Source organism: Lachnotalea glycerini (assembly GCF_003201285.1).
Taxonomy (GTDB): Bacteria; Bacillota; Clostridia; order Lachnospirales; family Lachnospiraceae; genus Lachnotalea; species Lachnotalea glycerini.
The window spans coordinates 18,224-44,877 of sequence record NZ_QICS01000012.1 but is presented as its reverse complement, the minus strand read 5'-3'; the positions used below and the strand labels follow the sequence as shown (position 1 = coordinate 44,877).

25 protein-coding genes are annotated in these 26,654 nt (G+C 33.7%); 1 reads left to right on the top strand and 24 read right to left on the bottom strand.

The annotated features are described in order from the left end of the window. Positions 1-5: 5 nt before the first annotated feature. The 12 genes from C8E03_RS17455 to C8E03_RS17405 form a co-directional block, all read right to left on the bottom strand. Positions 6-866, bottom strand: coding sequence for an alpha/beta hydrolase (locus C8E03_RS17455; protein WP_094380443.1), 861 nt, complete (start codon positions 864-866; stop codon positions 6-8). A 238-nt stretch (positions 867-1,104) separates the two neighbouring features. After that, positions 1,105-3,630: a pectinesterase family protein gene (locus C8E03_RS17450; protein ID WP_110291712.1), complete on the bottom strand. Its 2,526-nt coding sequence runs from the start codon at positions 3,628-3,630 to the stop codon at positions 1,105-1,107. Positions 3,631-3,823: 193 nt separating this feature from the next. After that, the gene (locus C8E03_RS17445) at positions 3,824-4,567 is read right to left on the bottom strand and encodes an AAA family ATPase (protein ID WP_094380447.1); all 744 of its coding nucleotides are present in this window, start codon (positions 4,565-4,567) and stop codon (positions 3,824-3,826) included. A 72-nt stretch (positions 4,568-4,639) separates the two neighbouring features. Beyond that, complete coding sequence (locus C8E03_RS17440) at positions 4,640-5,050, bottom strand: NUDIX hydrolase (protein ID WP_094380449.1); 411 nt, start codon at positions 5,048-5,050, stop codon at positions 4,640-4,642. Between the two features lie 105 nt (positions 5,051-5,155). Next, positions 5,156-6,052, bottom strand: a complete 897-nt coding sequence (locus C8E03_RS17435) for a GNAT family N-acetyltransferase (protein ID WP_170123044.1) — start codon at positions 6,050-6,052, stop codon at positions 5,156-5,158. Continuing rightward, a complete protein-coding gene (locus C8E03_RS17430; protein ID WP_110291710.1) occupies positions 6,036-6,632 on the bottom strand; it encodes a DUF1062 domain-containing protein in 597 nt (198 codons plus the stop codon). The genes C8E03_RS17435 and C8E03_RS17430 overlap by 17 nt, the downstream gene beginning before the upstream one ends. Before the next feature lie 243 nt (positions 6,633-6,875). Beyond that, positions 6,876-7,142, bottom strand: a complete 267-nt coding sequence (locus C8E03_RS17425; RefSeq protein ID WP_094380455.1) for a CD3324 family protein — start codon at positions 7,140-7,142, stop codon at positions 6,876-6,878. A gap of 467 nt (positions 7,143-7,609) precedes the next feature. Then, positions 7,610-8,899 carry a beta-1,3-glucanase family protein gene (locus C8E03_RS17420; RefSeq protein WP_207657816.1) on the bottom strand — a complete coding sequence of 430 codons (1,290 nt, stop codon included), beginning with the start codon at positions 8,897-8,899 and terminating at the stop codon, positions 7,610-7,612. A gap of 654 nt (positions 8,900-9,553) precedes the next feature. Then, positions 9,554-10,426, bottom strand: a complete 873-nt coding sequence (locus tag C8E03_RS17415) for an aminoglycoside 6-adenylyltransferase (RefSeq protein ID WP_094380458.1) — start codon at positions 10,424-10,426, stop codon at positions 9,554-9,556. After that, complete coding sequence (locus tag C8E03_RS21795; protein WP_146212341.1) at positions 10,329-10,610, bottom strand: hypothetical protein; 282 nt, start codon at positions 10,608-10,610, stop codon at positions 10,329-10,331. Before C8E03_RS21795 ends, C8E03_RS17415 begins: the two co-directional genes overlap by 98 nt. 113 nt (positions 10,611-10,723) lie before the next feature. Continuing rightward, entirely contained in the window at positions 10,724-11,218 is a 495-nt protein-coding gene (locus tag C8E03_RS17410; RefSeq protein WP_094380460.1) for an RloB domain-containing protein, read from the bottom strand. Between the two features lie 3 nt (positions 11,219-11,221). Then, entirely contained in the window at positions 11,222-12,604 is a 1,383-nt protein-coding gene (locus C8E03_RS17405) for an AAA family ATPase (protein ID WP_094380462.1), read from the bottom strand. Positions 12,605-13,273: 669 nt separating this feature from the next. On the opposite strand from C8E03_RS17405, the gene C8E03_RS17400 reads away from it, so the two are divergent. Continuing rightward, a complete protein-coding gene (locus C8E03_RS17400) occupies positions 13,274-13,609 on the top strand; it encodes a hypothetical protein (RefSeq protein ID WP_094380464.1) in 336 nt (111 codons plus the stop codon). A 667-nt stretch (positions 13,610-14,276) separates the two neighbouring features. Here C8E03_RS17400 and rpsI read toward each other — a convergent pair. The 12 genes from rpsI to xylB form a co-directional block, all read right to left on the bottom strand. Further along, positions 14,277-14,663: a 30S ribosomal protein S9 gene (gene rpsI / locus C8E03_RS17395; protein WP_094380466.1), complete on the bottom strand. Its 387-nt coding sequence runs from the start codon at positions 14,661-14,663 to the stop codon at positions 14,277-14,279. 26 nt (positions 14,664-14,689) lie between these two features. Further along, positions 14,690-15,118 carry a 50S ribosomal protein L13 gene (gene rplM / locus C8E03_RS17390; protein ID WP_110291709.1) on the bottom strand — a complete coding sequence of 143 codons (429 nt, stop codon included), beginning with the start codon at positions 15,116-15,118 and terminating at the stop codon, positions 14,690-14,692. Positions 15,119-15,576: 458 nt separating this feature from the next. Then, on the bottom strand, positions 15,577-16,314 hold the full coding sequence (truA, locus tag C8E03_RS17385; protein WP_094380470.1) for a tRNA pseudouridine(38-40) synthase TruA: 738 nt from the start codon (positions 16,312-16,314) through the stop codon (positions 15,577-15,579). A 53-nt stretch (positions 16,315-16,367) separates the two neighbouring features. Then, a complete protein-coding gene (locus C8E03_RS17380; RefSeq protein WP_110291708.1) occupies positions 16,368-17,168 on the bottom strand; it encodes an energy-coupling factor transporter transmembrane component T family protein in 801 nt (266 codons plus the stop codon). A gap of 29 nt (positions 17,169-17,197) precedes the next feature. Beyond that, positions 17,198-18,067 (bottom strand): energy-coupling factor transporter ATPase, encoded by an 870-nt coding sequence (locus tag C8E03_RS17375; protein WP_110291707.1) that lies wholly within the window; start codon positions 18,065-18,067, stop codon positions 17,198-17,200. Then, the gene (locus C8E03_RS17370; protein WP_110291706.1) at positions 18,052-18,903 is read right to left on the bottom strand and encodes an energy-coupling factor transporter ATPase; all 852 of its coding nucleotides are present in this window, start codon (positions 18,901-18,903) and stop codon (positions 18,052-18,054) included. The genes C8E03_RS17375 and C8E03_RS17370 overlap by 16 nt, the downstream gene beginning before the upstream one ends. Positions 18,904-19,097: 194 nt before the next feature. Then, positions 19,098-20,129, bottom strand: coding sequence for a LacI family DNA-binding transcriptional regulator (locus C8E03_RS17365; RefSeq protein ID WP_110291705.1), 1,032 nt, complete (start codon positions 20,127-20,129; stop codon positions 19,098-19,100). A gap of 71 nt (positions 20,130-20,200) precedes the next feature. Beyond that, entirely contained in the window at positions 20,201-21,682 is a 1,482-nt protein-coding gene (gene malQ / locus C8E03_RS17360; RefSeq protein WP_110291704.1) for a 4-alpha-glucanotransferase, read from the bottom strand. Between the two features lie 15 nt (positions 21,683-21,697). Further along, positions 21,698-22,537: a carbohydrate ABC transporter permease gene (locus C8E03_RS17355; RefSeq protein WP_094380482.1), complete on the bottom strand. Its 840-nt coding sequence runs from the start codon at positions 22,535-22,537 to the stop codon at positions 21,698-21,700. Then, a complete protein-coding gene (locus C8E03_RS17350) occupies positions 22,534-23,382 on the bottom strand; it encodes a carbohydrate ABC transporter permease (protein ID WP_094380484.1) in 849 nt (282 codons plus the stop codon). The genes C8E03_RS17355 and C8E03_RS17350 overlap by 4 nt, the downstream gene beginning before the upstream one ends. 116 nt (positions 23,383-23,498) lie before the next feature. Beyond that, a complete protein-coding gene (locus C8E03_RS17345; protein ID WP_242993627.1) occupies positions 23,499-24,926 on the bottom strand; it encodes an ABC transporter substrate-binding protein in 1,428 nt (475 codons plus the stop codon). 251 nt (positions 24,927-25,177) lie between these two features. Further along, on the bottom strand, positions 25,178-26,647 hold the full coding sequence (gene xylB, locus C8E03_RS17340; RefSeq protein WP_110291703.1) for a xylulokinase: 1,470 nt from the start codon (positions 26,645-26,647) through the stop codon (positions 25,178-25,180). Between the last annotated feature and the right edge of the window lie 7 nt (positions 26,648-26,654).

Sequence of the window (26,654 nt, the reverse complement as noted above, 5' to 3'; positions counted from 1 at the left end):
ATTAATTATTTAGCGTTAAATCCTCTTTGTTCTAACAACTGTAAGAAATTCCATACACTTGGTTTCCACACACTCCAATCATGTCCTCTTCCATTTAGCAGCCAATAAATATTGGAAATTCCCTTTGAATCAGCATAATTATGTACTCTGGTACCAAAACTAATCAAGCTGTCATTTGTGCCGTAAGATATGAAGAATAACTTTAACATTTGTTTTGCTTTTGTTCCTCCATCCGGGAATAATGCCTCATTTGAATGAGTATTTGGAGCTGCTGAATATGTACCGATATAAGCAAATTTATCAAGATTTGGTAATCCGATATTAAAGGATTGTCCACCTCCCATTGAAAGTCCCGATATAGCACGGTGATCGCGGTCTGTATATACTGAATAATTCTTTTCTATATATGGAATCAAATTATAAAGTATGTCATTGGTAACATTTTCGTACTGGTCTACTCCTGATGCTGCGGCAGTGCAATTTGGCATTACTATAATAGAAGGGCTGATTTTACCTTCTGCAATCAGATTATCTGCAATATAATGTACACTTCCGCCACCAGTGGTCCAGTTATCCTCATTTCCGCCAATGCCATGTAATAAATACATTACACTATATTTCGTATTTTTAGTATAGCCGGCAGGCAGATAAATTTTTGCTCTACGTGTACTTTTTGTTGCATTTGAATAGTAATTGATGTACTGAATGGTACCATGCTTCACATTTGCTTTGTAACTATCAAATCCATTAGCCGGTATGGTTGGAAGTGACGCTGCTGCCACTGTCATTGGTGCACTCCAAATAAATGACATAAGCATAGCAAAAATAAGTAAAAAGCTAGAAATCCTTTTTGTGTTTTCTTTCATAAACAAATCCCCCTATTATTTTAGTTTAATATGATACAGAAATGATATGGCTCTACCCTCCCTCACAAAGTATTTAACTAATTGTAGCATATATTGGTGATATTGTCTATAAAAATAGTTATATTTTACTATAATAATCTTTTAATTTTTAAATATTTTGATAGTTTTTACTTGAATTATCAAATTTTTGCTATTGTTTTGTTAAAATAGCAAAATAATATATTTGATAATATTGTGGCTATTTTGATTCATTTGTATGATAATATGACGGCTGCCAATTACCAAAATAATCATTTAAGCAAACATTTTCAGCCTGTTCTTGCGTCAGTATGATGGAACCTGCTGCTCTGCCTGATGTATCAAGCGCAGTGCCATCTGGCAGGTGTGTATTGTACTCAGAATAATACGCTTCAGCAGGTGTAACACTTGACATTGCTGTATATCCAGCAGAATCAATCAAGTCAGCTGTTTCAACCTCTGTATTGTAAAACAAAACTTTCGTTCCTGCTCCCCAAGGTCTACCCAAATATATATTTTTAGTTGTAGTTAAAATTTGGTTATATGCAGTTCTTGCAATTTTGCAATTATAAAACAGGTATCCTTTGCTGCCTCCTGCCTTCGGAGCTGTAATATAACCTCCGTCTCCAGCCTGGTCACTGTATCCGTATATACTCAACGTGCAGTTATCAAATACAGGATTACCGCTTCCACAAATAAAATCGGTAGTGCCCTCAATCACACAATTTTTAAAGTAGATTGACTCCTCTGAATTACCAGTATATATGGTATCCTGGCTGCTTAAAAACGAGCAGTTATGAAACTCGCATTGATCAGCCGCAATAAACATCGTACAAGATCTTTCCTTACCTGCTTTTGACATAACATCGGCATCTGTTGCAGCTTGACGGTCTATTCTTGCCGATTCCACACCTGAGCCTACCCCATCAGACAATTCTTCTTCTGTCATATAACGGTTAAAAGAACTTTCGTATGTTACATTTTCTGATTGAAATCCCATGGCATTCTTAGTGATTTCAACCACAGTTCCCCAATGTGTATCTACAACCGTCTTTGTATATTGATCCACAGCATATTTCTTACTGTAATAGCCTTTATTTGTCTCTGATGCAGGGGCTACACTATAATATGAATAACCTATTCCATAATACCATGTAACTGTAGGAGCCTTTTCATTGTTACTCATAATTGTAATATTAGGGGTATTCACCATAATCTGTTCTCTGTACAAATCATCTGTAAGATTAATGGTTACTCTTTGATTATCTGTTCTTGTCATTTTGTTAATATAATTTAGAGCTTCTGTTATTGTATCAAAATCTTTTCCTTTTCCTACTTTGAGTATCTCCTGATATGCAACTGAAGATGTGTCATTTGAAGTCTCCAGATAAACATTATTTATAACATCAGTATCTTTTATGCTAACATGGTCAAATGCCGTGTAACCGTTCACTTCTGCTGATGTTACATATTCACCTGTACGAAGTGCCGCTGAATATGTACTATTGGATATATCAAATGTATAGGAATAGTCCGGTTCCTGCATATTGGTAAATGTTATTTTACTAACATTCGCACAACTACCATCCGACGTCACAAATGAACCTACTACCTGATGAAGAGCCTTTGGTGTTGCTTTTAACGCAATATTAGTATAAATACCAGCTGCCATCGTTATATCGGAAGTTATTTCATAATCATTTGCATTTTCCAGAATCGGTGTGTAGGAAACATCTGGGCTGATTACTGCATTTGAGTAAGTATAGCTTCCATCTGATGCTTTCGTAAGATTAAGATAAACTGTATTTAAGGTGCTATCACTTGGAACAAGCTTTAGCTTTAAGGTATCCTTAAGCGCACTGTCTAAAACTCCCGATAAAGTTCCGCTTACTATAGCCATATCTGCTGTTATGATGCTGAAATTCTGTTCTTTGTTTGCTCCATTTCCTATCAGACTAAATTGATTGTCACCATTTGTATTGTCAATCTTATACCCTGCTTCCGATACAGATGCCGCATAATTTGTATTTCCTGCTATTCGTTTCAAGGTTGCTGAATAATTTCCTTTGTTGTCAATCGCCGCTGAAACAATATCAGAATTCTCATCATCCAAATTTTTAAAAGAAAGTTTAGAAATACCGTTTTCTGCTGCATTGTAGACTTTTCCACTTACTGTTACTAAATTAATGGGATTGTATTCTGTCAAAGTTATATTAGTGATTTTCACATCAGCAGCAGAATAGATTGCAATATACTGATTTCCATTAAACTCTTTTACTATATCTGTAATATCATCAATGGTAACTGAATTTGGGCTCTGTGTCATTGATACATAATATGCCCCATTTTTAACGCCTACGTAAGTAAACCTGGATGAGGAATCCCCACTGCAAGTTTGTGTATATGTAATCTTGGTTGTGTCCTCTTGAATTGGTATATATAAGGTAGTACCCGACCGAAACTTTAACAGCTTGGCATCAAAGGATACACTATTTCCCTCTGTTTCATACCAAATAATTCCAGATGTTTCTAATGCCGTCTGATCAAGGATTTCCCCCAATACGGGAGTACTTTTTTCCGTATTGTTACTAAAATCATAACTGTGTGATGTAATTGTTATTTCCGGTTCTGCTGCTTCGACGTAAGCTAAGCCTGTAAATGCACTGCTAAACACTGGCATCAATAAGAATGCCACTAGAAAAACAGCAAATGATCTGCGTAGTATTCTCTGTTCTCTCTTATACATAATTAACCCCCTTATAATTTGTTAGATACAATATAAATAATTACATAATACCATTATTGTCTGTATCTTTCAACATATTTGGTTAATTATACGTATTTTTTTATATTTTTATTAAAACTTTTGTACAATTTTATCCGCTTTTAAGTTTTACAGAAAAATTTTCAATATAAAGTGTCTGCGGTCTAACTACTTATCATGAGTCGGATAATAGGCTGTTCAAAAGACGCTCTCTATTGTTTACGAACATTTCGGTAATCTGATAGCTATCCGTTTCTTCATATGTGCATGAATGTATCTTTTCATCATCAAATGATACAATATTAGAATTCGGAATTCCTAATAGAATAGGGGAATGACTAGCAATAATGAACTGTGAACCCGCTTTTGATAAATTCACAATATCAATTAGCAATGAAAGCTGTCGTTGTGGTGATAAAGCGGCTTCTGGTTCATCTAATATATAAAAACCATTGTTAACAAAGTTCCCCTCGATAAGAGCGAGAAAACTTTCACCATGAGATTGCTCATGTAGTGATTTTCCACCATATCTAGCATAGTAAATCTCCTTTGGATCACCATCTCGATAATCTTCCGCTTTGCTTGCTACATTATAAAAACTTTCAGCACGCAAAAAATAGTTTGATTTCGCTTTTCGAAAGCCTTTTGAAAGATTAATCGCATTATGAAGCTCAGAGTGAGATTCATACGTAGAAAAATTATAGTTTAGCGTACCACCTTCTGCATTGAAGCCATATGCAACAGCAATACCCTCTAGCAATGTTGATTTTCCGGAACCATTCTCTCCAACAAAAAATGTAATATTTTCGTTAAATGAGAGTTGGGTCAAAGAACTAAGCGCAGGAATAAGCCTTAAATAACTTTCATTGCTAATCTTATTCCAGTCAATACATATGTTTTGTAAAAAGAGATTGTTCATAACCTTTCCTTTCTTCTATTAGTTTAAACTAAATGACTATCTTCGTAAAGTTAACTGCAAGTTTTTTACTTGCTAGGCAACTCCAATCTTTGCAAAAAGAGCTGATGCAATTGCTGGATATGTAAGATTTTCTGGCAAGATATCAAAAGTCTTTACCTCTGACATTTCACTTTCCGGAATCTCTCCAATTTTATGTATATCTGCTATAAATACCATTCCATTTGCTCCTTGATTGGTATCCGGATTTCCTGCCCAATAATCACATAATGGCTCTATATCAAATTCAACTGAGCCTGACTCTTCATATAATTCTCGCTTCGCTGCTTCAATCGGAGTCTCACCAGCTTCTATATGTCCGCCCTGTGTTTCCCAAGTTGTTCTTTCCTTATGTCTGCTTAATAATATTTTACCATTATATTTTGATAAAATAACAACGTATTTATATTGCTTTAATGTATTGTTTTCAAATGTTCTGCATATCATATGTTTTCCTCTTTCTTCTAAAAATAAATCTTTATGACACCTCTTTGAAGTTTACCTAACAGCTTTGACAATGTCAAGATACCAATTATAATACTAAAAACTGTTCTATGCATGAGATAAAGTTGGAAATATATATTCCTTTTCTTCAAATAAGTCAAAACCTTTGCCTTTCAAAAATAATGTTGTATTGTTTTTGCATAACTTCTCAACTTGATATCCTTGATTGATTAATGGAGTAAAACCAAGTACCACTTTACTAATATCATAACCGAATGCTTCAACAATTGAATCCACGTTTACTATTTTTCCTGAAAAAATATTATGTAAAAATAGTTCGTCTTCATTGTTTTCTGCAATGACATAGGCACTTTCATTTTCAACATAGTAAACATTGTTCTTCATAAATTGTGTAACATAAAACATAATTAATTCCTTGTTATTTTTCATTTCAAATGCACAGTTGTTTACAGAGTTTTCTATTGCTTTCTCGAATAATGACCATTCTTCTTTATTGTTCATTTGGATTTGTCGAGCCTGCTTGTCCCTCGCCATACCAACTTCATTAAATTTATTAGATATTACTTTGGAGTACTGATATTCTGTACTTTTTTTATATCCAAATTTAGGATAAAACTGCAATACACTGTCATTGGCAAAAAGATAAATACCATCAACAATGTCATAATAATCCTTTTCAATCTCCTGCATGATTGTTTTTATAAATCCCATATTGCGATATTTTTTATCTGTCATAACTGTACCAAGCTGCAAATATTTTACTCTTTTTCCATTGGATATAAATTCCATTTTGTTTACAGAAACGTTAGCCACAACTTTATTCTCTGTAACAATAGAATATGGATTGTATTTATCTGTCCAATATCCATTTTTATACCAATCTTCAAAATTGATACCAAAGATACCACTTGCCAACTCATTAAAGCTTTTTCTTAAAATCTCATTCTGTCTGTAACTTTTTCTTACCTCATATTGTTCTATCACTATATAACTCTCCCTTTATTTCAACCATTATTTTATGTTCTTGTTTTTCTTTTGTCACAACAATTATACCCGACTTTTCCAATCTTTTGAGCTCAGATCTAGTAAGATTTAATATCTCAGATACTACTTTATCAGTTCGTATTTTCAATGCATAACTGTTGTTAACTACTAATAAATCACCTTCATGAAAAATTTGATCTGTTTCCAATAGCATATCATTTTTTCTATTAATAATATACTTAATATTTGACCAATCGACTTCTACTCTATTTTTGGCAAAAAACTGACTATCTGTTCCATACTCAAACGCTAATTTATTGCAATTACTTAAATATCCCTCATATTCTTCTTGTAATATGGACTCTGGTCTGCATCTTTCATATACTGTCAAATTATTAGTATGTTTACATTTTATACATTGATAAATCAACCATACATCTATTTTACTTCCATTTGCATTTACACGAAAGCTATTTGTGTTATGAAATATTGTTTTGCATCCACATCCCGAACAATTTCTTAAAATTTTAAAGGATTCCTTTGGTGTTATTGTATATTCTATTTTTCTTAAATAGCTCATTTTACATCTCCTTAAAAATTAATGAATGGATTTGCAAAGTGCTATTACATAATCATTTGATTTTTATTTGCAATAGCCTTTGCTATGCAAAACAAACTGGTGTAGTCATAAAATATTCCTCCTAATATTAATTGCTTATTTAAGTTTAGAAGGTATTGCATTTAATTTCTACCTTAAACATTTTTATAAAAAAAAATGAGCCAATTACAATTTGATTTGCAATCAGCTCATATATAACAGTATTTATTTCATTTTTCGCAAAATACGTTGAATGCTTTTCTCCGATAAAAAATACTTTATTGATAAAGCATGAACTTTATAGCCATTTTGAAAGTCAGTAAATATCTGAACATTTCTTTTTTCCAATTCTTGCCGTATCAAAGTTTTATTACCCCATTCTTTTCTTTGATTTTCTTTCCTGGGAATATAAATATTTTCCCCATCCACATATCTTTGTATTAACTCTATGATTTCCATAGGCAGAATCTCTTCTGCTTTTCTATAGCCCATATTTGCCTCCTAAATTTTTAATCCTTTAGGTTCGCAATAGCTATAACAAATTTCATATTAATAATTGCAATAGCTATGCTATGCAAAAATAATAAATTTTCTCATATAATAGAATCCTCCTATAACAATATTCAAACAACTGGTAACTAGGTTACCATAAAACTTAGAATTATTCTGTACTATGTTGTTCCTTTTTTAATAATAAACCTTTCATTATGGAAGAAATCACAAATATTTAATGTATATTGGATAACGTAAAAGTCTTCCATATATCAGGTGTATCTCCTATAATACAGAACCTTTGTCTAAATCACAACAAATCATACTGTCAACTGTTGCAGCGTTCCAGTAATTCTCTGACCAATTACTCAAGAAAAAACTCATCCCCATTAACTGCATCGGATATTATCCTTCTTTTTAACATTGTTACCCCTTCAATAATTAAATAAAATCTTGAAAGATTATCATTACCAGCCTACTCTGATAATTAACCCTTTGGGATCAGCAACTTCAAGATAAGAAGCTTGTCCATTTACATCATCATAACAGAAGCCATAAGCCAATTCGTTTATACTATGATCATGCCAGAATTTAGCATAATAATTTGCCGGAGTTGCCTGATAGTACATACTAACTGTATTCCAGTTTGCCGTGTCATTATAAATATGTCTATTTAATGCTGCACAAGTTTGAGCATTGCTTGCACCATTAATTCCTAAAAGAATATCTCTTGTAGGTATACTTGTATAACTGGCAAAGTAATTTTCATAGGTACCTCCAGTATTAAATGGTCCACTTATTGGGCACACAATTCTATAAGGAGCCTGTAAGACACCAAGTGACTTAAATTCATACGGTACCTCGTTTTGATATTTCAAAAACAACCCTTCGCGAGTTTCCGTTTCCAACTCTCCAACTACTTGGTCATAATTACCGGCTTTGTTTACAAGCCTATGCTGAATAGGAAAACCAAACTGGTCAACTCTTGTGGTATTACCATGGTATCCACTGGCATCTACTGTAAATTCAACAAAATCAAAATAGATATCTCTGTTCGGATCTGTCGCATTATTTATATCAGGTCCTGCAAAGCCACTATCATATGTTTTGATATAACATGGAGAACCAACACTAAGAAACATTCTTCCTGAGGTTATTTTAGGAAGATTAACCCATGAAGCTTCACTTACTGTATGATAAATATTTGCATAGTTAACGCCATTCTTAGTCAAATGACCCGAAGCATCATTCAAAGCTGTTGAAATCGGTATTAAATTTCCTGATATATCCAAATAACTCCAAGTGTTATTAGCCGGATTGATACCAATGACTCCCCAATAAATTTGATCGTCTGAAAAAGCACCATTGGTTCCATTCATAACCTTTACACTAACCCCATTATCAGTTGGATTTGGTATCGAAGATGCTGGTATCGAATAAATAGAATTATCTCCCGAATTTGAAGAACCCAACGTAAAAATCCATCTCTGCGCATCTGACCCGTCATTACTACACTGCTGCAATTGAGCCCCCTCATCAGACGTAGTGTAAGGCACAGTTAAAACTTTTCCGCTGTGCTGAGCCATTACCTTATAATCCCCTTCATCTAGCAATTCAACGCTGGATTTCTGGTTGTCACTAGTACTAAAAGTTAGATCGCTATTAACGCTTTCGTTAGCAAAACTAATTTGATTTGGTATCATTGATGTTACCAACAAAGTTGCTGCTATTGTACATATTACTTTTTTTAAATTCACCTTGTTACCTCCCCTTTAAACATTAGTGTGAAAATGTATATTCCTCTATGGTAAGCGTAAGCGCTGCAATTACCCAGAAAGAAATTACTATATACATCCATTATCTTGTTACAATAACTCATTCATAAAATTTTTTTATTCAAATTTATTTTACATATTATAGCATATGTCTGCATATGTCAACATTATAGTTATACATTTTTTGTTATTTTCATACTTTTTATACTATATTTATATATTTGTAGTCATATTGTTATTATTTTTGTTTATGTTTATACATTTTGTTTGTAAGTGTAAAAGCCCAGAAATGATGGGTTTGTATTGTTCATTGTTGGCATACGTTTCACACCCACAATTTTTTATTACGTCACAGTACGTTAGGTACAATCAGTTTAAATCAATATAATATATAATAAGATATTAATTACTGTATATTATCAAAATAGATTTCATAGAAAAATGAAATTAAAAGAAACCCAACAAATATAGGCATTTGCTGGGTTTCTGAATTGTTTGAATTGTGTATCTTTTTATCTCTTTGAAAAGAGAATGTGGGGCTGGAAGTGGCTTAGATACTGAGGTTTTGAGTGGTTGTGTTACTTGTGGGTGTATTACCCAGTGTCATATGTCCCCCAAGTATACTTCTATTACAATCTAATAAACTTCCTTTGCATCTTTCGGAAGCTGTCTCACGTGTTCTAAGAAACTTCGTGCATTTTTACCCTCAAGTTCATTATATTGGTATTCTAATTTATCACCTACATAAAGCGCCACCTGTTCAAACAAACCACACATAGTCATTACTGCATCCCATGCTTCTGGTACTCTACCTGTAAAATAGGTAGATAAATAGATTTCCCACTCTTGTTTATCAATCCATCGGTGCATATACTTTCCCGATTTTCCAATGCTAACCGAAAAGTTCGTAAGTGTTCCAACTTTCCAAGATAACATTTTTTCCAATTGCTTTCGCACATGATAATTCACCATATCCTGCACATAGGGCATCTCTTCTCTCCACAATCCCTTTGCAACATTATTCAAGCACCACCAAAACTCATTACAAACGCATAAATATTGCTCTTTGGTCGGTTTTTTTACCCAATAATCTTTATCCGTAGATTCATACACATCAGGAAGAATTGCATTTTTATCGAGAAGAATTTTACAAAGTTTATCATCTCCTATATGTTCTCTCACATGCTTTACGGTCTCAACATGCAAGTCAAGTCGATTCCCATCTGCAAACTGTATCAGCCATCCATAAAAATTCTCTTTATCACTTGGATAATCTGGGGACTCTTCTGGATATTGCATATATAAAATCTCACCAAATTGCTGAATCCACTCTTTATCTTTGATAAACTCAGCTGTTTCACTGACCACAAAAACGATATCATAGTCTTGAAAGATATCTTTAGAAACATTTTCATTTGTTCTGGATCCATTCATATATACTGCCAAAATCCGTTTGTCTTTCTCTGCAGTTTCTAAAATCAATTGATACATTTCCTGTTCTGACCTCAATATTACACCTCCACAACAGCATCCATCGCTCGTGAGTTTTTACAAAGTCTTCTATTTCTGATTCCATGAAAAGCATAACTGCTTTTTCACAAAATTTATAATCCAAATGATGCCTTGGCATGATAACCGCTTGGCTATCCGTATCATATTCCAGTATTGGTATTTCATTCTTTATCAGCGCCATCTAATCTCTCCCTTCATTATTATCCATTGAAAACAAATCAGATTTCTTATTGATTCATTCTCATTTCAACAATGAGTTTACCCACATTACTCCCAAGGCTACTTTCCAATTCCTCAATATCTTCGCAAAATTTCTTTTGTCTTAAGTTCATCATTAAGTAAAGATATGATCTTCATACATTCTGTTTCTAAATCTTCAACGGTTTCATTCAATAACTTACATAATTTATTTCTACAGATAAATATCAATAAATCCCATATTGTTTTAGATGGCTTATCAGTACCAAAGACTTTTTCCTCATTAAAATAATCCATAATTCTATTCAGCATTGTCTCATATGAAATCAATCCTGTTTTGCTTTCTTCAATGTCTTTAATTATTCGATCCAGTATTTTTTTAGGATTACTCCATCCTTCTTCACTATGACTTCGTACTATAGGAATTAGTTCAATTATTGGATTAATTCCTATTTTTATCCTTGCATTATTTACTGCATTGAAATATATCTGCTCCGTATCCGAACCTTCGTATATCAAAAAATATTTTTTTACAGTTCTATCCGATTCTGATATTTTTGTTCGTTCTGCAAATGTCCTGCTTTCTCTCATGCACTAGTCCTCCTTTATTGGAAATACTGTGCTGAAAACTGGCACTCCACCATAACGACCTTCTAAATACGCTTTATCAATCTTTTTATCAAATCTCTCATTGTACTCTTCTAATGAATATATATCTGACTCTCCCGATTTCTTTTTGTTAACAAACCATATTTCGTCACGTCTTAGCAAATCAAAATCCATTAATCTTGATTCGTGAGTAGTAACTATAAGTTGAATATTACTCTTTGCTGCTTTTTGTAAAAAAGTTTCAATAAATTTATACGTTAAACTTGGATGTAAACATCGATCTAATTCATCCACAACATATGTTTTATTTTCTCCCGACAGCAAAATTTCTAATAAATCCAATACTCTTACTGTTCCATCAGATTCCTCTGCAAGATTAAATAAAACATTTTTTTCTCCATGAGAAAATTGTATTGTTTTACAAGTTACTTCCTCACTCCTATCGACATTCATAATAAAGAAATCTTTATCGCTTCTCATAATGATACCAATTCCTTTTAGTTTATCATTATTTTTGAGTTCTATAGTTCTTTTTTCTAAGTTAGACAATAGGTCATTTCGTATTTGTTTTGGCAATTGACTTGCTATTTTTTCAATTGGTACATCTACCATTTCAAAATTAGTTATTCCAGTACCAAAGGCAGAAATAATTCTACATATCTCTTCTACATTTTCTGTATTTGCCATGTAAGAATAATCAGATATAGGCCTATCTGGATAATTAATATCTAACCCGTCTTTTATCCAAGAATAGATTTCTTTTAATATGGTTGCCCTTTTATATTCTTGATAAAGATTTCTTTTATTTTGATTCATAATAGACAGGAGCAATACAGAACTATCATCATTGATATCCTCTGCATAAACTCTCATTTTATTTACTAACCCTTTTGTATTTAGAGAACCGCCCAGCTCGAAAGTTCCATTCTTTATGTCACGACTAAATAATAATTTTTCTTTATTATCTGGCGTTAGTTCTAATAACCACTCAGAAAGAAACTTACTTTCATTCAATACTACTTCAAATCCGTAAGAATAATAGCTATTCCCTAACTTAATTTCAAACTCGAAATAACTATCTTTAAACTTGTTCTCTGGATCTACTTTACAATATTTATCTGTATGTCCTTCTGGTAGACCGTTAATGACTGTCTTTTTCATAAAGTCCATTGCTTTAACCAAGTTTGATTTTCCTGCTGCATTTGCTCCATATACTGCTGCAAATTTCAATAATTTTATATTATCATCATCGTAAATATGTTCTTTTTTACTCCGTACTTTTCCTGCTAACATTGAAAATTCCTCGGATTTTCCATTATCTCTAGTTGAAAATGATAGAAAATTTTTAACATTAAATCTAATAAGCATTATAAGCACCTCCTAATTCTATATAATCTATTATATGTGATTTTTTCACTTTTAACAATCATTATTTTTAACATTGTTAGTATTTTTATATATTGTTGACGTTATTTTCGTTCTTATTCATTTTTTACTTAGCGTAGAACAAAACATAATTCCTACATATATCACTAATGACATATTTAGCAATAACAATTCGTAAAAAGGCAGGTCATAAAAAAACCTTTATACATTTTAATTTTGCTTCTCGAAATATGGCTACAATTGATACAGCCACTTTACCACTTTGGCTATAAAAAGTACTGCCAACTCCTGGTATTGGCTACAAAAAGTCTAGCCATATGAAATATATGAGGGATTTCAGGGGATTTTAGCCCCTGACAAGCTGCAATAGGACGGCGACGTCGCTATTGCGTGTCTTGCAGTACACTGGCTCAACTTTTTTCAGCGATTCTTTGATCCACAAAAGAAGATTTGCAGGGTGATACTTCATCACCCTGCTGCTATCTTTGGCTCATATCTGAAGTATCCAGTTTCTTCCCAAACCTTTTTGTCTGGACAAAAGTAATTGTATTCAGATGAGTCTTTCATCTTGATTGCATGCCTAAAGATATCTTGATGAATAGAGTTTCTTACTCTTTCATAATAAATATTTTTCAGAAAGGAATGAATTGTATGAGATTACCAAATGGCTATGGAGGCGTTGTAAAACTCTCCGGCAAGCGACGAAAGCCCTATGCAGCAAGAGTAACTGCAGAATGGCATTTAAATGAGAAAACAGGAAAGGTGGTACAAGAATATCAGATTTTGGGATATGGAACAACAAAGACAGAAGCATTGCAAATATTAGCAAAGTACAACGATAACCCAATTGATTTATCCGTAATGAAGCTGACTTTTGCTGATATTTATGAAAGATGGTCGGAAGAAAAATATCCAACCGTTTCTCCATCTAATGTCAATGGATATAAAGCTGCTTTTGCTCTAATTGTTAGATTTAAAGAAAGATAATGTCCATCTTAATGAACAGTATTTTGATGTTTTTGACAGTAAAACAGAAAATGGAATCCGATAGTTCCTATTGCCGATAAAGTGTTACCATTTTATAAGAATTGGTACAATGATTATACCGATTCCAAATATTTACTTCACACCGATGATGGCAAGAAATTCTCCTATCGCAATTACTATGACAGTTACTTCAAACCCTTAATGACTAACTTAGGAATTGAAAAGACTCCACATTGTTGCAGACATACCTGTATCTCCATGTTAGCAGATGCTCGCATTGACCAGACACCATCAAAAAGATTGTCGGTCACTCAGGAGCCATGACGCTAACAGAGAAAGTATATACCCACATGGATGTGAACAAATTGATTAAAGCAATTAATATGATTTAATAGTAATTGATACTTATAAGTCACTTATCAATGCAAAGGAGTATTATCAAATGAATATCTATGTAAAACAAAAAGGATGTCTCTCAGACAGATAAATCCATCTGAAAAACATCCTACAAAATTTCTAATATTTGTGTCTTTTAAGTTGCTTTCTTGTTACTTGTTTGTCGCTTATGTGTTACTTATCCAGTGAAATCAAGCACATTTCAGAGCAACCCATAACTCTTGAAACCCAGTAAATAAGCCATTTCCCAAGTTTCCAAAAGTCCCACATATTATCTCTTTGAGAACTGTGGTGCGCGTCTAGCTGCCTTAAGACCATATTTCTTTCTTTCTTTCATTCTTGGATCTCTTGTTAGATATCCTGCTTTCTTAAGCACGGGACGGAAATCAGAATCCACATGTAATAAAGCTCTTGAAATACCATGTCGAACAGCACCTGCCTGTCCTGTATATCCACCTCCGTGAACATTTACAAGTATGTCATATTTATCTACTGTCTCTGTAGCTACTAATGGCTGACGTACGATAACCTTTAATGTTTCAAGTCCAAAATATTCATCAATGCTTCTTTTATTTATAGTAATTTTACCAGTTCCTGGTACTAAATACACTCTTGCGATACTTTTCTTTCTTCTACCTGTTCCATATAATTTAGCCAATTTCGTTTCCTCCTTTCAAATCACAATTAAAATGTTAATGCTTCTGGCTTCTGAGCCTCATGTCCATGCTCTGCACCTGCATAAACGTGAAGTTTTGTGTACATTGATCTTCCTAAAGGTCCTTTTGGAAGCATTCCCTTTACAGCAAGCTCAATTACCTTTTCAGGCTTCTTAGCTAACATTTCTTTTAAAGTAGTTTCTTTCATTCCACCTACATAGTCTGAATGATGATAATAAATCTTCTGATCTAATTTCTTACCTGAAACTTTAATCTTCTCTGCGTTGATTACAATTACATAATCTCCTGTATCAATATGAGGTGTAAAAATTGGTTTATTCTTGCCTCTCAAAACTTTTGCTATTTCAGATGATAAACGTCCTAGTGTACAACCTGCAGCATCAACTACATACCATTTTCTTTCAATTGTCTCTGGACTTGCCATAAAACTCTTCATCGGTAAACCTCCTTGAATAATAAACAATATTTGTCTAAAAAATGTTCTGTCCGAAAACATTTTCATTATAATTTCATTTATAAAAAAGTCTTCCGGGGCTTGGTAAGACGTTTTTACGTTATGTCACATTTAGTTATTTTACTATAGCTGCAATCGTATGTCAACGCTTTTTTCTAACTTATTGGAAATACTTCTGATTGATTTTTGATAATGTCTTTATATACCACACGTGATTATGTCCTATGGGATTTCTTATGGTATAATTATTCTCATAATAATTGAATGAGGAGACTCATATATACGAAAGGTAACATTGATTAATGAAAACACAAGAACAATACGAAATCATTAAACGTCTAGCAGCAGATTTATTATATTAATAAGAAGAAACGCATATCATAAACAAAACATTGTAATCCACAGCTCTATATCCGATAAACCCTGACTGCTTTTTCTTATTACTCGTATTCAATTTTAACCAGGGTCAGTCCCTTAGCCGGTGCAGTCGGTCCTGCCAAGCTTCGGTCACAGCCCTCTAGAATAGACGGCATCGCATCCGGTTGGGTTCGTTTCATTCCAACTTCCATTAGTGTACCCACAATGATTCTTACCATATTATATAAGAAGCCATTTCCTATAACACGAATTACAATCAGACCGTTTGACTCTTCTACTGTAAGGGAATAAATTTCCCTTACAGTTTCTGTAACTTGCAGCTTAGCAGTCGCAAAACTTTTAAAATCATGTATTCCCACTAAGTATGTTGCCGCCTGCTGCATTAATTTAGTCTCTAAAGAGTAATGCTCAAAATGTGCTGTATTTCTTAGCATTGGAATGGGAAAGGTACGGTTTACTATTTTATATTCATAGGTCTTTCTTGTTTTACAAAAGCGGGGATGAAAATAAGGCTCCACTTCACAGGAACCTTGTATTCGAATATCCTCTGGCAGTATATGGTTCAGGGCAAAAGAAATTTTGTCCCCCGGTATCTTCGTATTACTGTCAAAGACAGCTACGTTTCCCAGTGCATGCACGCCTGAATCCGTTCTGCTTGCACCGATTACCCGAATTGGCTCGTCCAAAAGCTGCGTTAGCTTTGTATTTAATACCTCTTCAATGGTCAATGCATTTGGCTGAATCTGAAAGCCGGAATAATTCGTTCCCTCGTATGCAACAATCATCTTAATTCTTTTCATTTTTCCCTCTGTATTCATAACATATTTATTTTATTATTATCTATTTGCAAAGGTTAAAGCAATATTCCCATTGCTATAATAGCCGCCAGATAAACGCCCACAATTGCATATGCTCTGTAGTCATTCATCTGATATAGAAGAGGCTTCATTTTCGTTCTGCCTTCTCCTCCACTGTAGCATCTTGCCTCCATTGCCATTGCTAAATCATTTGCCCGCCGAAATGCTGAAATAAACAGTGGAACTAATAGTGGAATAAGACTTTTCGCCTTTTTAATCAAATTACCACTTTCGAAATCTGCACCTCTTGCAATCTGAGCTTTCATAATCTTATCCGTTTCTTCTAATAAAATAGGAATAAAGCGAAGTGCAATTGACATCATCATTGCAATTTCATGTACTGGTACCTTGACACGTTTAAGCGGTGCCAAAAGGCTCTCTAAGCCGTCTGTCAACTGATTTGGTGTTGTAGTTAAGGTCATCATGGAGGAACCAATAATCAGATAAACCAATCTGATTGACATAAATACCGCAATTCTGGCTCCTTCCTTTGTAATCTGAATGAATCCAACTTGTACCAGGGGTTCCCCCGGTGTCAAAAACATATTAAATAAAACAGTAATCATTAAGAGAACTATAATAGCTCTTAATCCCTTTACCATAAACCGAAACGGAACTTTTGATGCGTGTATCATGCCTGCCAAAAATAGTGTAACGATAATATATCCCATAAAATTATGAAATAAAAACAAGGATATAATATATACTAACGTTCCTACAAGCTTTGTTCTTGGATCTAGCCTGTGAATCACCGAATCCTGTGGATAATATTGTCCGATTGTGATATCTCTAATCATTTTTTCACCTATTATTCATTTCAATCTTTTTAGAAGCTTGGTTCATCCTTTCGATTATGAAATACCCTAAGTATTTCCTCCTTAGCTTCTTCAATTGTTGTCGCATTTGTATTAACCGGTATTCCTTTTTCATTTAGTTGATTCATAATGTAAGTAACTTGTGGAGCGGCAAGTCCAATTTCCTCTAGCTTCTTATAATGCCTAAATACCTCTTTTGGTGTATCATCAAACATAATCTGCCCCTGATTCATTACAATGAGGCGGCTTACATACTTTGCAACATCCTCCATGCTATGAGAAACCAATATAACCGACATATTCGTTGTCTCATGAAGCTTCTTAATCTGATCAAGGATTTCATCTCTTCCCCTTGGGTCAAGCCCTGCCGTTGGTTCGTCCAAAATTAAAACTTCAGGTTTCATCGCAAGCACACCTGCAATTGCAACTCGTCTTTTTTGACCTCCTGAAAGTTCAAATGGTGACTGATAAAATAACTCCTCATCAAACCCTACCATTCTTAATGCTTCAAAAGCTCGAAGCTGTGCTTCTTTCTCTGTTAATCCCAGATTTCTTGGGCCAAAGCAAACATCCTCAAATACATTAACCTCAAAGAGCTGATGCTCGGGATATTGAAAAACCAGACCTACTTTACTTCTAAGTTTCTTCTTATCAAAATCTGAATCGCTAATATCCTCACCATTATAATATATTCCACCAGAGGTAGCCTTAATCAAACCATTTAAATGCTGTATCAGTGTTGATTTACCTGAACCGGTATGTCCTATAATTCCTATAAACTGGCCATCCTCAATGACAAGATTAATATCCTTTAACGCCATAATCTCATATGCGGTACCACTTCCATATATATAATTCACCTTATCTAATATAATTGACATATTTCATCCACCAACTCGTCTATTGTTAAAATTCCCTCTGGCAGCTGTAAACCAGAATTTCTAAGTTCCTCTGCAAGTAAGGTCACCTGCGGTACATCTAATCGATACTTTTTCAATTCCCAAACTCTTGAAAAAATCTCCTTTGGGGTACCTTGCATGACAACACTGCCTTGATCCATCACATATATTTGATCTGCTCCAATTACCTCTTCCATATAGTGAGTAATTAAAATCACTGTAACTTTCTCTTCCCTATTGAGTCTGGTTATGGTATCTATTACTTCTTTTCTGCCATTTGGGTCAAGCATTGCCGTAGGCTCATCCAACACAATACATTTGGGCTGCATAGCTACAATTCCGGCAATTGCAACACGCTGCTTTTGTCCTCCGGATAATTTATTTGGAGAATGCTTTCGATATTTTAACATATTGACAGACTTTAATGCCTTATCTACACGTTCCCAAATCTCAGCTGTGGGTATTCCAAGATTCTCAGGTCCAAAGCCTACATCCTCTTCCACTACAGTTGCAATAATCTGATTATCCGGATTTTGAAAAACCATACCTGCGGTCTTTCTGATGTCCCACAGCTTATTCAAATCTTTAGCATCATGCCCATCAATCCACAAATCACCTTCTGTCGGTCTAAGGATTGCATTTAAATGCTTGGCAAGTGTCGATTTTCCAGAACCATTGTGACCCAATATTGCTACAAAGTCACCTTGTTTAATATCTAGATTTACCCCGTTCACAGCACGATTAATAGCCTCTACATTGCCCTCTTCATCACGCCTTATATATTCAAAGATTAAATTTTCTGATTTTATAATTCCCATATGATACCTCAAATATTTTCTTTAGCAAAATTTCGCCAAAATCTAGTTACAATAAAATTAATTGTAACCTTTTTTATTGTCAACTGCAATACTTTTTATGCAGCACTGAAACGCATTTTCCTATTTTTTAACAAAAGCTCTCTCAATTAAAAAAGATGCACCCTTTTTAAGGGGCGCAAGCAATACATCAAATTCTAAATTTTTCTCGTTGATTCTGCAATCACTAATTTAGCTGGAAATATTTTACTATCTGGAGTTGTCTTTTTATTTATCAAATCAAATAACATTTTAATAGTCTCAAATGCCATTTCTTCAACTGGCTGACGTATTGTTGTAAGAGATGGATTGTAAAACAATCCTATCTCCAGTCCATCAAATCCAGCTACTGAATAATCATTTGGCACATTCTTACCTGCTTCCATTATAGCTCTGCAAGCACCAATTGCTAAACTATCTGATATTGCATAAATCGCCGTAAATTCTTCATTAGATTCCAATAAATCCTTTGTTACCTCATAACCATTCTTCATGGTATATGTTTCGATATCTTCTCTCATAGTACGAACAAGATTCATATTATAGAAAATATGATTATCCTCTAGAGCTTTCTTGTAACCTTCCAAACGACGTTTACCAATACTTTCATCCGATATCGAAGAAGATATAATGGCTATTTTTTTATGACCATTCTTACACAAATAATCAACCATTTTATAACTTTCTTTAAAATCATCAACCGCCACACAGGCAAAGCCTTTATTTATTAAATTATTTTCCTTAACACCTATCGTACTTAATACAAAAGGAACTTTTACTTGTTCAAGCTTTTCAGCCGTATGTGTAAAATGTCCTCCCAAAAAGACAATACCTCTTAGTCTTTTTTCTTTGACTAATTCTACTGCAACATCAATTTCATCTTCCTGTTCTTCTACTCTGTGTAATACAAAAGAATATTTTTTTCTTTGTATTTCATTCTCAAATATTTTAATCATGCTGCTAAAAAAAGGATTACTAATACCTTTAATAAGTACTGCAATTGTTCTAGAATCGGAACGTTTCAAGTTTCTAGCACTATTATTTGGTATATAATTATTCTCTTTTATTACCTGCATAACGATATTTTTAGTTTCTTGGTTGATGTCAGGATGATCATTAATAGCTCGTGAAACTGTGCTTACACCTACACCACACATTTTGGCTATATCCTTAATTGTAATCGTTTCCATAAATTTTCCTTCTCAACTTTTCACTTTGATGTAAATTATAGCTATTAAACTCAAAATGCTACACCGTTTTTTTATAGTCTACCATATATTTTTGTCATTTCGTATATTCTTTTAATGATACTATCTGTAATCTCATCTTCCTTTAATCTCCACTTCCAGTTGCCTCCTAAAGTAGATGGCGTGTTAATTCTAGCTTCGCTGCCTAAGCTTAAATAGTCTTGAATAGGAACAATACAAGTTTTAGCCACACTTTGCATTGCTAATCGAATGAAGTCCCATTGTACCTCATTTGATTTCGACAATGCATTATTCATATAATTAATTGAAAACTTCTTATCTTCTTTTGAAATCACTTCATACCAGCCTAATATAGTATTATTATCATGTGTTCCGGTATAAACAATACAATTTTTATCATAATTATGTGGTAAATAATCGTTATCTTCTCTTGAATCAAAAGCAAACTGTAATACTTTCATTCCTGGATATCCAGTTTGCTTTAATAACTGGCGAACACGATCAGTTAAGAAGCCTAAATCTTCTGCAATAATATCCACATCTCCTAATTTTTGATTCAAGGCTTCAAATAATTTATAACCTGGTCCCTTTTTCCAAATTCCATTTATTGCAGTTGTTTCACCATATGGAATTGTATAATATTCATCAAATCCTCTAAAGTGATCCACTCTTACCACATCATAAAGTTTAAAACAATATTCTATTCTTTGAATCCACCATTCAAAATTTGTATTTTCATGATATTTCCAATCATATAGTGGATTCCCCCATAACTGACCTGTTTTTGAAAATGCATCCGGTGGGCATCCTGCAACGCCACTTGGCATATTTTTTTTATCAAACTGAAATAACTTAGTATTCGCCCAACAGTCTGCGCTGTCTAATGCAACATAAATAGGAATATCTCCAATTATTTTAACATCCTTTTTATTTGCGTATTTCTTTAATTGTTTCCATTGATTATTAAAAATGTATTGAAGAAATTGATAAAATTCTACTTCCTCATGTAATTCCTCTGAATACACTTTCACGGCCTCTGATTTTCTATGTCTGATATCTTCATCCCATTGAATCCAGCTAATACCTTTAAAATGATTCTTTATTGCCATATAGAGAGAATAATCATTTAACCAAAAATCGTTATTTTTAATGAAATGATTAAAATCCACATTTTTTGCTATATCACTCGCTTGATAAGCTTTTTTCAAAATATCAAATCTTGCTAAATATATTTTTTCATAATCAATATATCTATCATTATCTCCAAAATCACAAGCATCACATTCTTGTTTCGTAATATAACCTTTCTGAATTAAATCCTCTAAATCGATATAATATGGATTCCCGGCAAACGTTGAAAAAGATTGATAAGGAGAATCACCATATCCGGTTGGTCCTAAAGGCAAAATTTGCCAGTATTTTTGTCCTGCCGCTTCTAAAATATCTACAAACTGATAAGCTTGCTTTGAAAAAGTACCAATACCATATTTAGATGGCAGACTTGAAACGGGTAATAATATTCCACTTGCTCTCATAAAATCCTCCATTTCTCATCCCTTAACAGCTCCTGAAATAACACCTTTCACAATGTGCTTCTGACATAACATATAGAATACTATAATAGGAATAATGGCAAGAACCAGCATAGCCATCATAGCTCCCATATCAATTGCTCCATATCCGCCTTTTAAATACTGAATTGCAATAGGAATTGTTTTATAATTATTACCTATTAATAAATAAGGAAGTAAATAATCATTCCATATCCACATTGTATTAAGAATCGCAACTGTTATAGCGGTTGGTTTCAGTATTGGAAGTACTACCTTGAAAAATGTAAGGATTGGTGTACATCCATCTATCATTGCTGATTCTTCCACCTCAATTGGCAGAGACTTAACAAATCCACAGAACATAAATACAGATAAACCTGCTCCAAATCCTAAATATATTACAATAATACCAAATGGATTATCAAGATGCAACATATTAGAAACCTTTACCATCGGAAACATTACCATTTGAAATGGCACGATCATAGAAAATGCAAACATATAATATAATGCAGTCGTAAATTTTGTTTTTACTCTTGTCAGCCACCATCCAGTCATAGACGTAAAAAATACAATGGCTGCTACCGAGAATATTGTAATAAACAATGACCAGCCAAAAGACTTAAAAAAACCTATTTTCACAATACCTTCTATGTAATTATTCAATCCGACAAAAGTGGTTTTAGACGGTAGCTTAAATGGCGTATCACTTATATATAATTTACCTTTGAATGAGTTCATAAATACAATTAAAATAGGTATTAGAAAAGCAACTGATAATACAATCATGATTATCATTATTACTAAATTATTTCTTGAATCTATTTTTTTATTCATTCGCTTTCTACCTCCTTCTTTCTGGTAATAACAAGCTGTGTAATTGCTATTGCTGCTACTAAAATAAAAAATATCACTGCTTTTGCCTGACCAACCCCTTCAAATCCACTTCTTCCATAGAAAGTGTTATAAATATCAAGTGCAAGCATAGTAGTTTTCTTAGAAGGTGCACCTGCTGTTAATGCTAAGTTTTGATCAAATAATTTAAAGGAATTCGATAATGTTAGAAATAAGCAAATCGTTATGGATGGCATAACCATCGGTATAATTATCTTTTTCAATATCTGAACCGGTGTAGCTCCGTCAATTTTTGCTGCCTCTATTAAATCTTCAGGAACATTTTGTATCCCTGCGATATAGATAATCATCATATAACCAATTAACTGCCAATTCATTAATGCAACTAAACCCCAAAAGCCATACTTCGCATTAAATGTTAAAGTAACTTCAAATTTATATAAGATTCCGTTTATAATTAACTGCCATATGTATCCTAATACAATACCGCCGATTAAGTTTGGCATAAAAAATATAGTTCTAAAAATATTTGTTCCTTTTATTTCTCTTGTTAGTGATAATGCTAATAAAAATGCAAAAATATTAATAGTAGTAACCGATATAATTGTAAATTTAATAGTAAACCATAATGCATTTATAAATTCCCTATTAATGCTAAAAGCTTTACTATAATTTCCAAAGCCTATAAACTTTGCATTTGTAACAGTATTAAAATCACAAAAGGATAAATATACACCCAAAATAAAAGGTATTATAAATGCGATTGTAAAAGCAATTAGTGTAGGTAATACAAATATTGGAAAATATTTTTTAAGTGTTTTTTCCATAAAATCTCTCCTAATCTTGCTCTATTTAAGAATCTTTGCAATAACACATATACTAGTTCATTATTATATTAAAATAGTGAGCCAGTCAAAAGCCTTGGCTCACCATAATCAAAATATTATTTAGCAGCTGCTCTTTCTGATGCCCATGATTCTTTCACAACTGATACTACATCATCCCATGTAGCATTTCCTTGCGCATATTCTAACAATGCGCTTCCAAAGTAGTTCTTAAATTCTTCACTTGGGAATGCTGCGAATGTCCAATTTACTGTTATGGAACCATTTTCCATCCAAGCAAATATCTGTTTTGCTAAAGGATCTGTCGGTCTTTGAGCATCTGAAAATGTAGTAAACGGTGCAATAAATTTTAAATCATTAGAAACAAAAGCTTTTCCTGTATCACTAGAAAATAACCAATTTAGAAAATCAATAGAAGCTTGCTGTTTTTCAGGTGAAACCTCATTATTAATTGCAAAGTAATTCTCTGTACCAATACATAAGCCTTGATTTTCTTCTCCGGCAACACCTGTGTAAATTGGCAAATATTTGATACTATCTTCTTTTACAACATTACCTTCAAGACCACTAATCTGTCCCCATGCCCAGTTACCATTTTGAACCATAGCGCATTTACCTAAAGCAAATTCTGCCATGGAATCATCTACTGTTTTTGCACCTAATAAAGTAGGTGCAACAGTTGAGTTATTAATATATAAATCAAAAATATTTTTATAATTTTCCTCATATTTGAATTGAATTTCATCTGCTGCCAAACCTGCTGCTGTTGTAGTGTCATAATCCTTGTTTTCAGAAAATTCATAGTAAAGTGGTAAGTTGGCTAAATGTGTCTGCCATCTCCATTGATTACCTTCCGCTAATGAAGTATTTGCAAAGACACCATCAATTCCTAAATCTTTCACATGCTTCGTCATATCTTCAACAACTGACTTTAATGTTGCAAAATTTTTTATTTCTTCTGTTGATAAGATACTTACAGCTTTATCCTCTAATGCAAAATATTTCTGCATAATTTCATCATTGTAAATAATTCCATAGCCTTCTACCGCATAAGGGATACCGTATACTCCTTCTCCTTCTGATACAGCTAAGCCTTTATCTGTTAAATTATTATATAAATCTGTTTTGCTTAAATCAGCACAATAGTCTTTCCATGTCTGATATCCCACTGGTCCATTAATCTGAAAAATAGTAGGTGCATCTGTTTTAGCAATTTCAGATTTTAATGTAGTTTCATAGGTTCCACTTGCTGCTGTAACAACTTTAACCTTAACTCCTGATTCTGCTTCATATCTTGTTACAATTTCATTATAAACATCTGCACTTTCTGGCTTAAAATTTAAGAAATAGATTTCTTCGGCTCCCTTTGTTGCTGCATCTTTTTTTGTTGTATCGTTTGCTTCTGTAGTGATAGAATTTGTTGTTGCCGAAGTATCTGTTGAACTGCTCCCACAACCAATAAGTGAAGATGCAAACATTGTTGTAGCCATGGCAAATGCTGCCACTTTTTTTAACTTTCTCATCATTTTTACCCTCTTTCTAAGAATTAATTCCTATTATTAAATAAAATGCATAAGCTTCCCCTTTTAGATTTACTGATGCATTTGCTTTATTGAAAACGTTATCGGTAACGTTTTCAATAAAGCTTAAATTCATACTAGCATACCTATTTATTTTTTGCAATATGTTAAAATAATATATATTAAGCCAATCCATTCAGATGAAAAGAGTGGCTGCTCTAACACTAAAATAGTCATTAGAGCAGCCACTCCCTATATTACTTTAAACTATCAAACAGTTCTTTTACAGATGGATATATTTTTTTAAATTTACTATATTTTTCTTCATACTTCTCAACAAGCTCTGGTGAAGGCTCAATCGTGTCTATCACCTTTACTATGCTTTTTGCCGCTTCCTCTACAGATGCATATTCCTTGCAGGCAACTGCTGCTAACATCGCACTTCCAAGTGCAGGACCTTCTTCACTTTCAATGACATCCACCTTAAGGTTTAAGACATTCGCTATGATTTGTTTCCATAATAGACTTTTCGCGCCGCCGCCACATATTTTAGTTCGTTGAAGCTGAATGCCTAACGACTTCGCAACCTCAAGTGAATCTCGGATTGCAAATGCTACTCCTTCTAATACCGCCTGTGTCATATCTGCTCTTGTAGTATCCATCGTCATTCCGATAAAGGTTCCTCTTGCATCCGGATTGTTGTGCGGAGAGCGCTCACCCATTAAATATGGAAGAAAATATACGTTATTTTCACCCAACTCTTGGATATCTGCCTGCTCCTTTGGGTAATCCTTAGTTCCTATAATGCCATCCATCCACCATTTATTACATGAGGCAGCGCTGAGCATACATCCCATTAAATGATAGTGCCCATCTGCATGAGCAAAAGCATGAAGTGCATTGTTTTCATCTACTCCAAACTCCTTGCTTGAAATAAATATCGTTCCTGAGGTTCCAAGTGATATATTGCATCTTCCGTCCCCTACGGTTCCTGTTCCCACTGCCGCCGCCGCGTTGTCCCCTGCCCCTGCAACAACCTTACAGCTTGCATTTAATCCAAGCATAGCAGCTACATCCGGCTTTAAGTTTCCTACCACTTCATAGCTTTCAAACAGCTTTGGCATCTGTTCTTGTGTAATAGAACAAATCGCAAGCATTTCTTTGGACCAACATTTATTCTTTACATCCATTAACAGCATTCCTGAGGCATCCGAATAGTCTGTACTATGTACACCTGACAGCTTATAAGCAATATAGTCCTTAGGCAGCATAATTTTACTGATCTTACTAAAATGATCCGGTTCATTTTCCATAACCCATAAAAGCTTTGGTGCCGTAAAACCAGCAAAAGCTATGTTGGCAGTATAAGAAGACAATTTATCCTTACCGATTACTTCATTTAAGAAATTGGTTTGCTTTCCAGTTCTTCCATCATTCCAAAGAATCGCAGGACGGATTACTTGATCTTCACTGTCTAAAATAACAAGTCCATGCATCTGACCTCCAAAACTGATGCCTGCTATCTGATTATGGTCATTATTACTGATCAACTCTTTCATCCCCTGCACGACCTGCTCCCACCAGTCCTCCGGTCTTTGCTCTGACCAACCAGGATTTGGAAAATAAAGAGGATACTCCTTTGATACTGTATTTACAATTGTACCATCTGCATTCATTAGAATCAGTTTAACCGCAGATGTTCCTAAATCAACCCCAATATATAGCATATTTCTC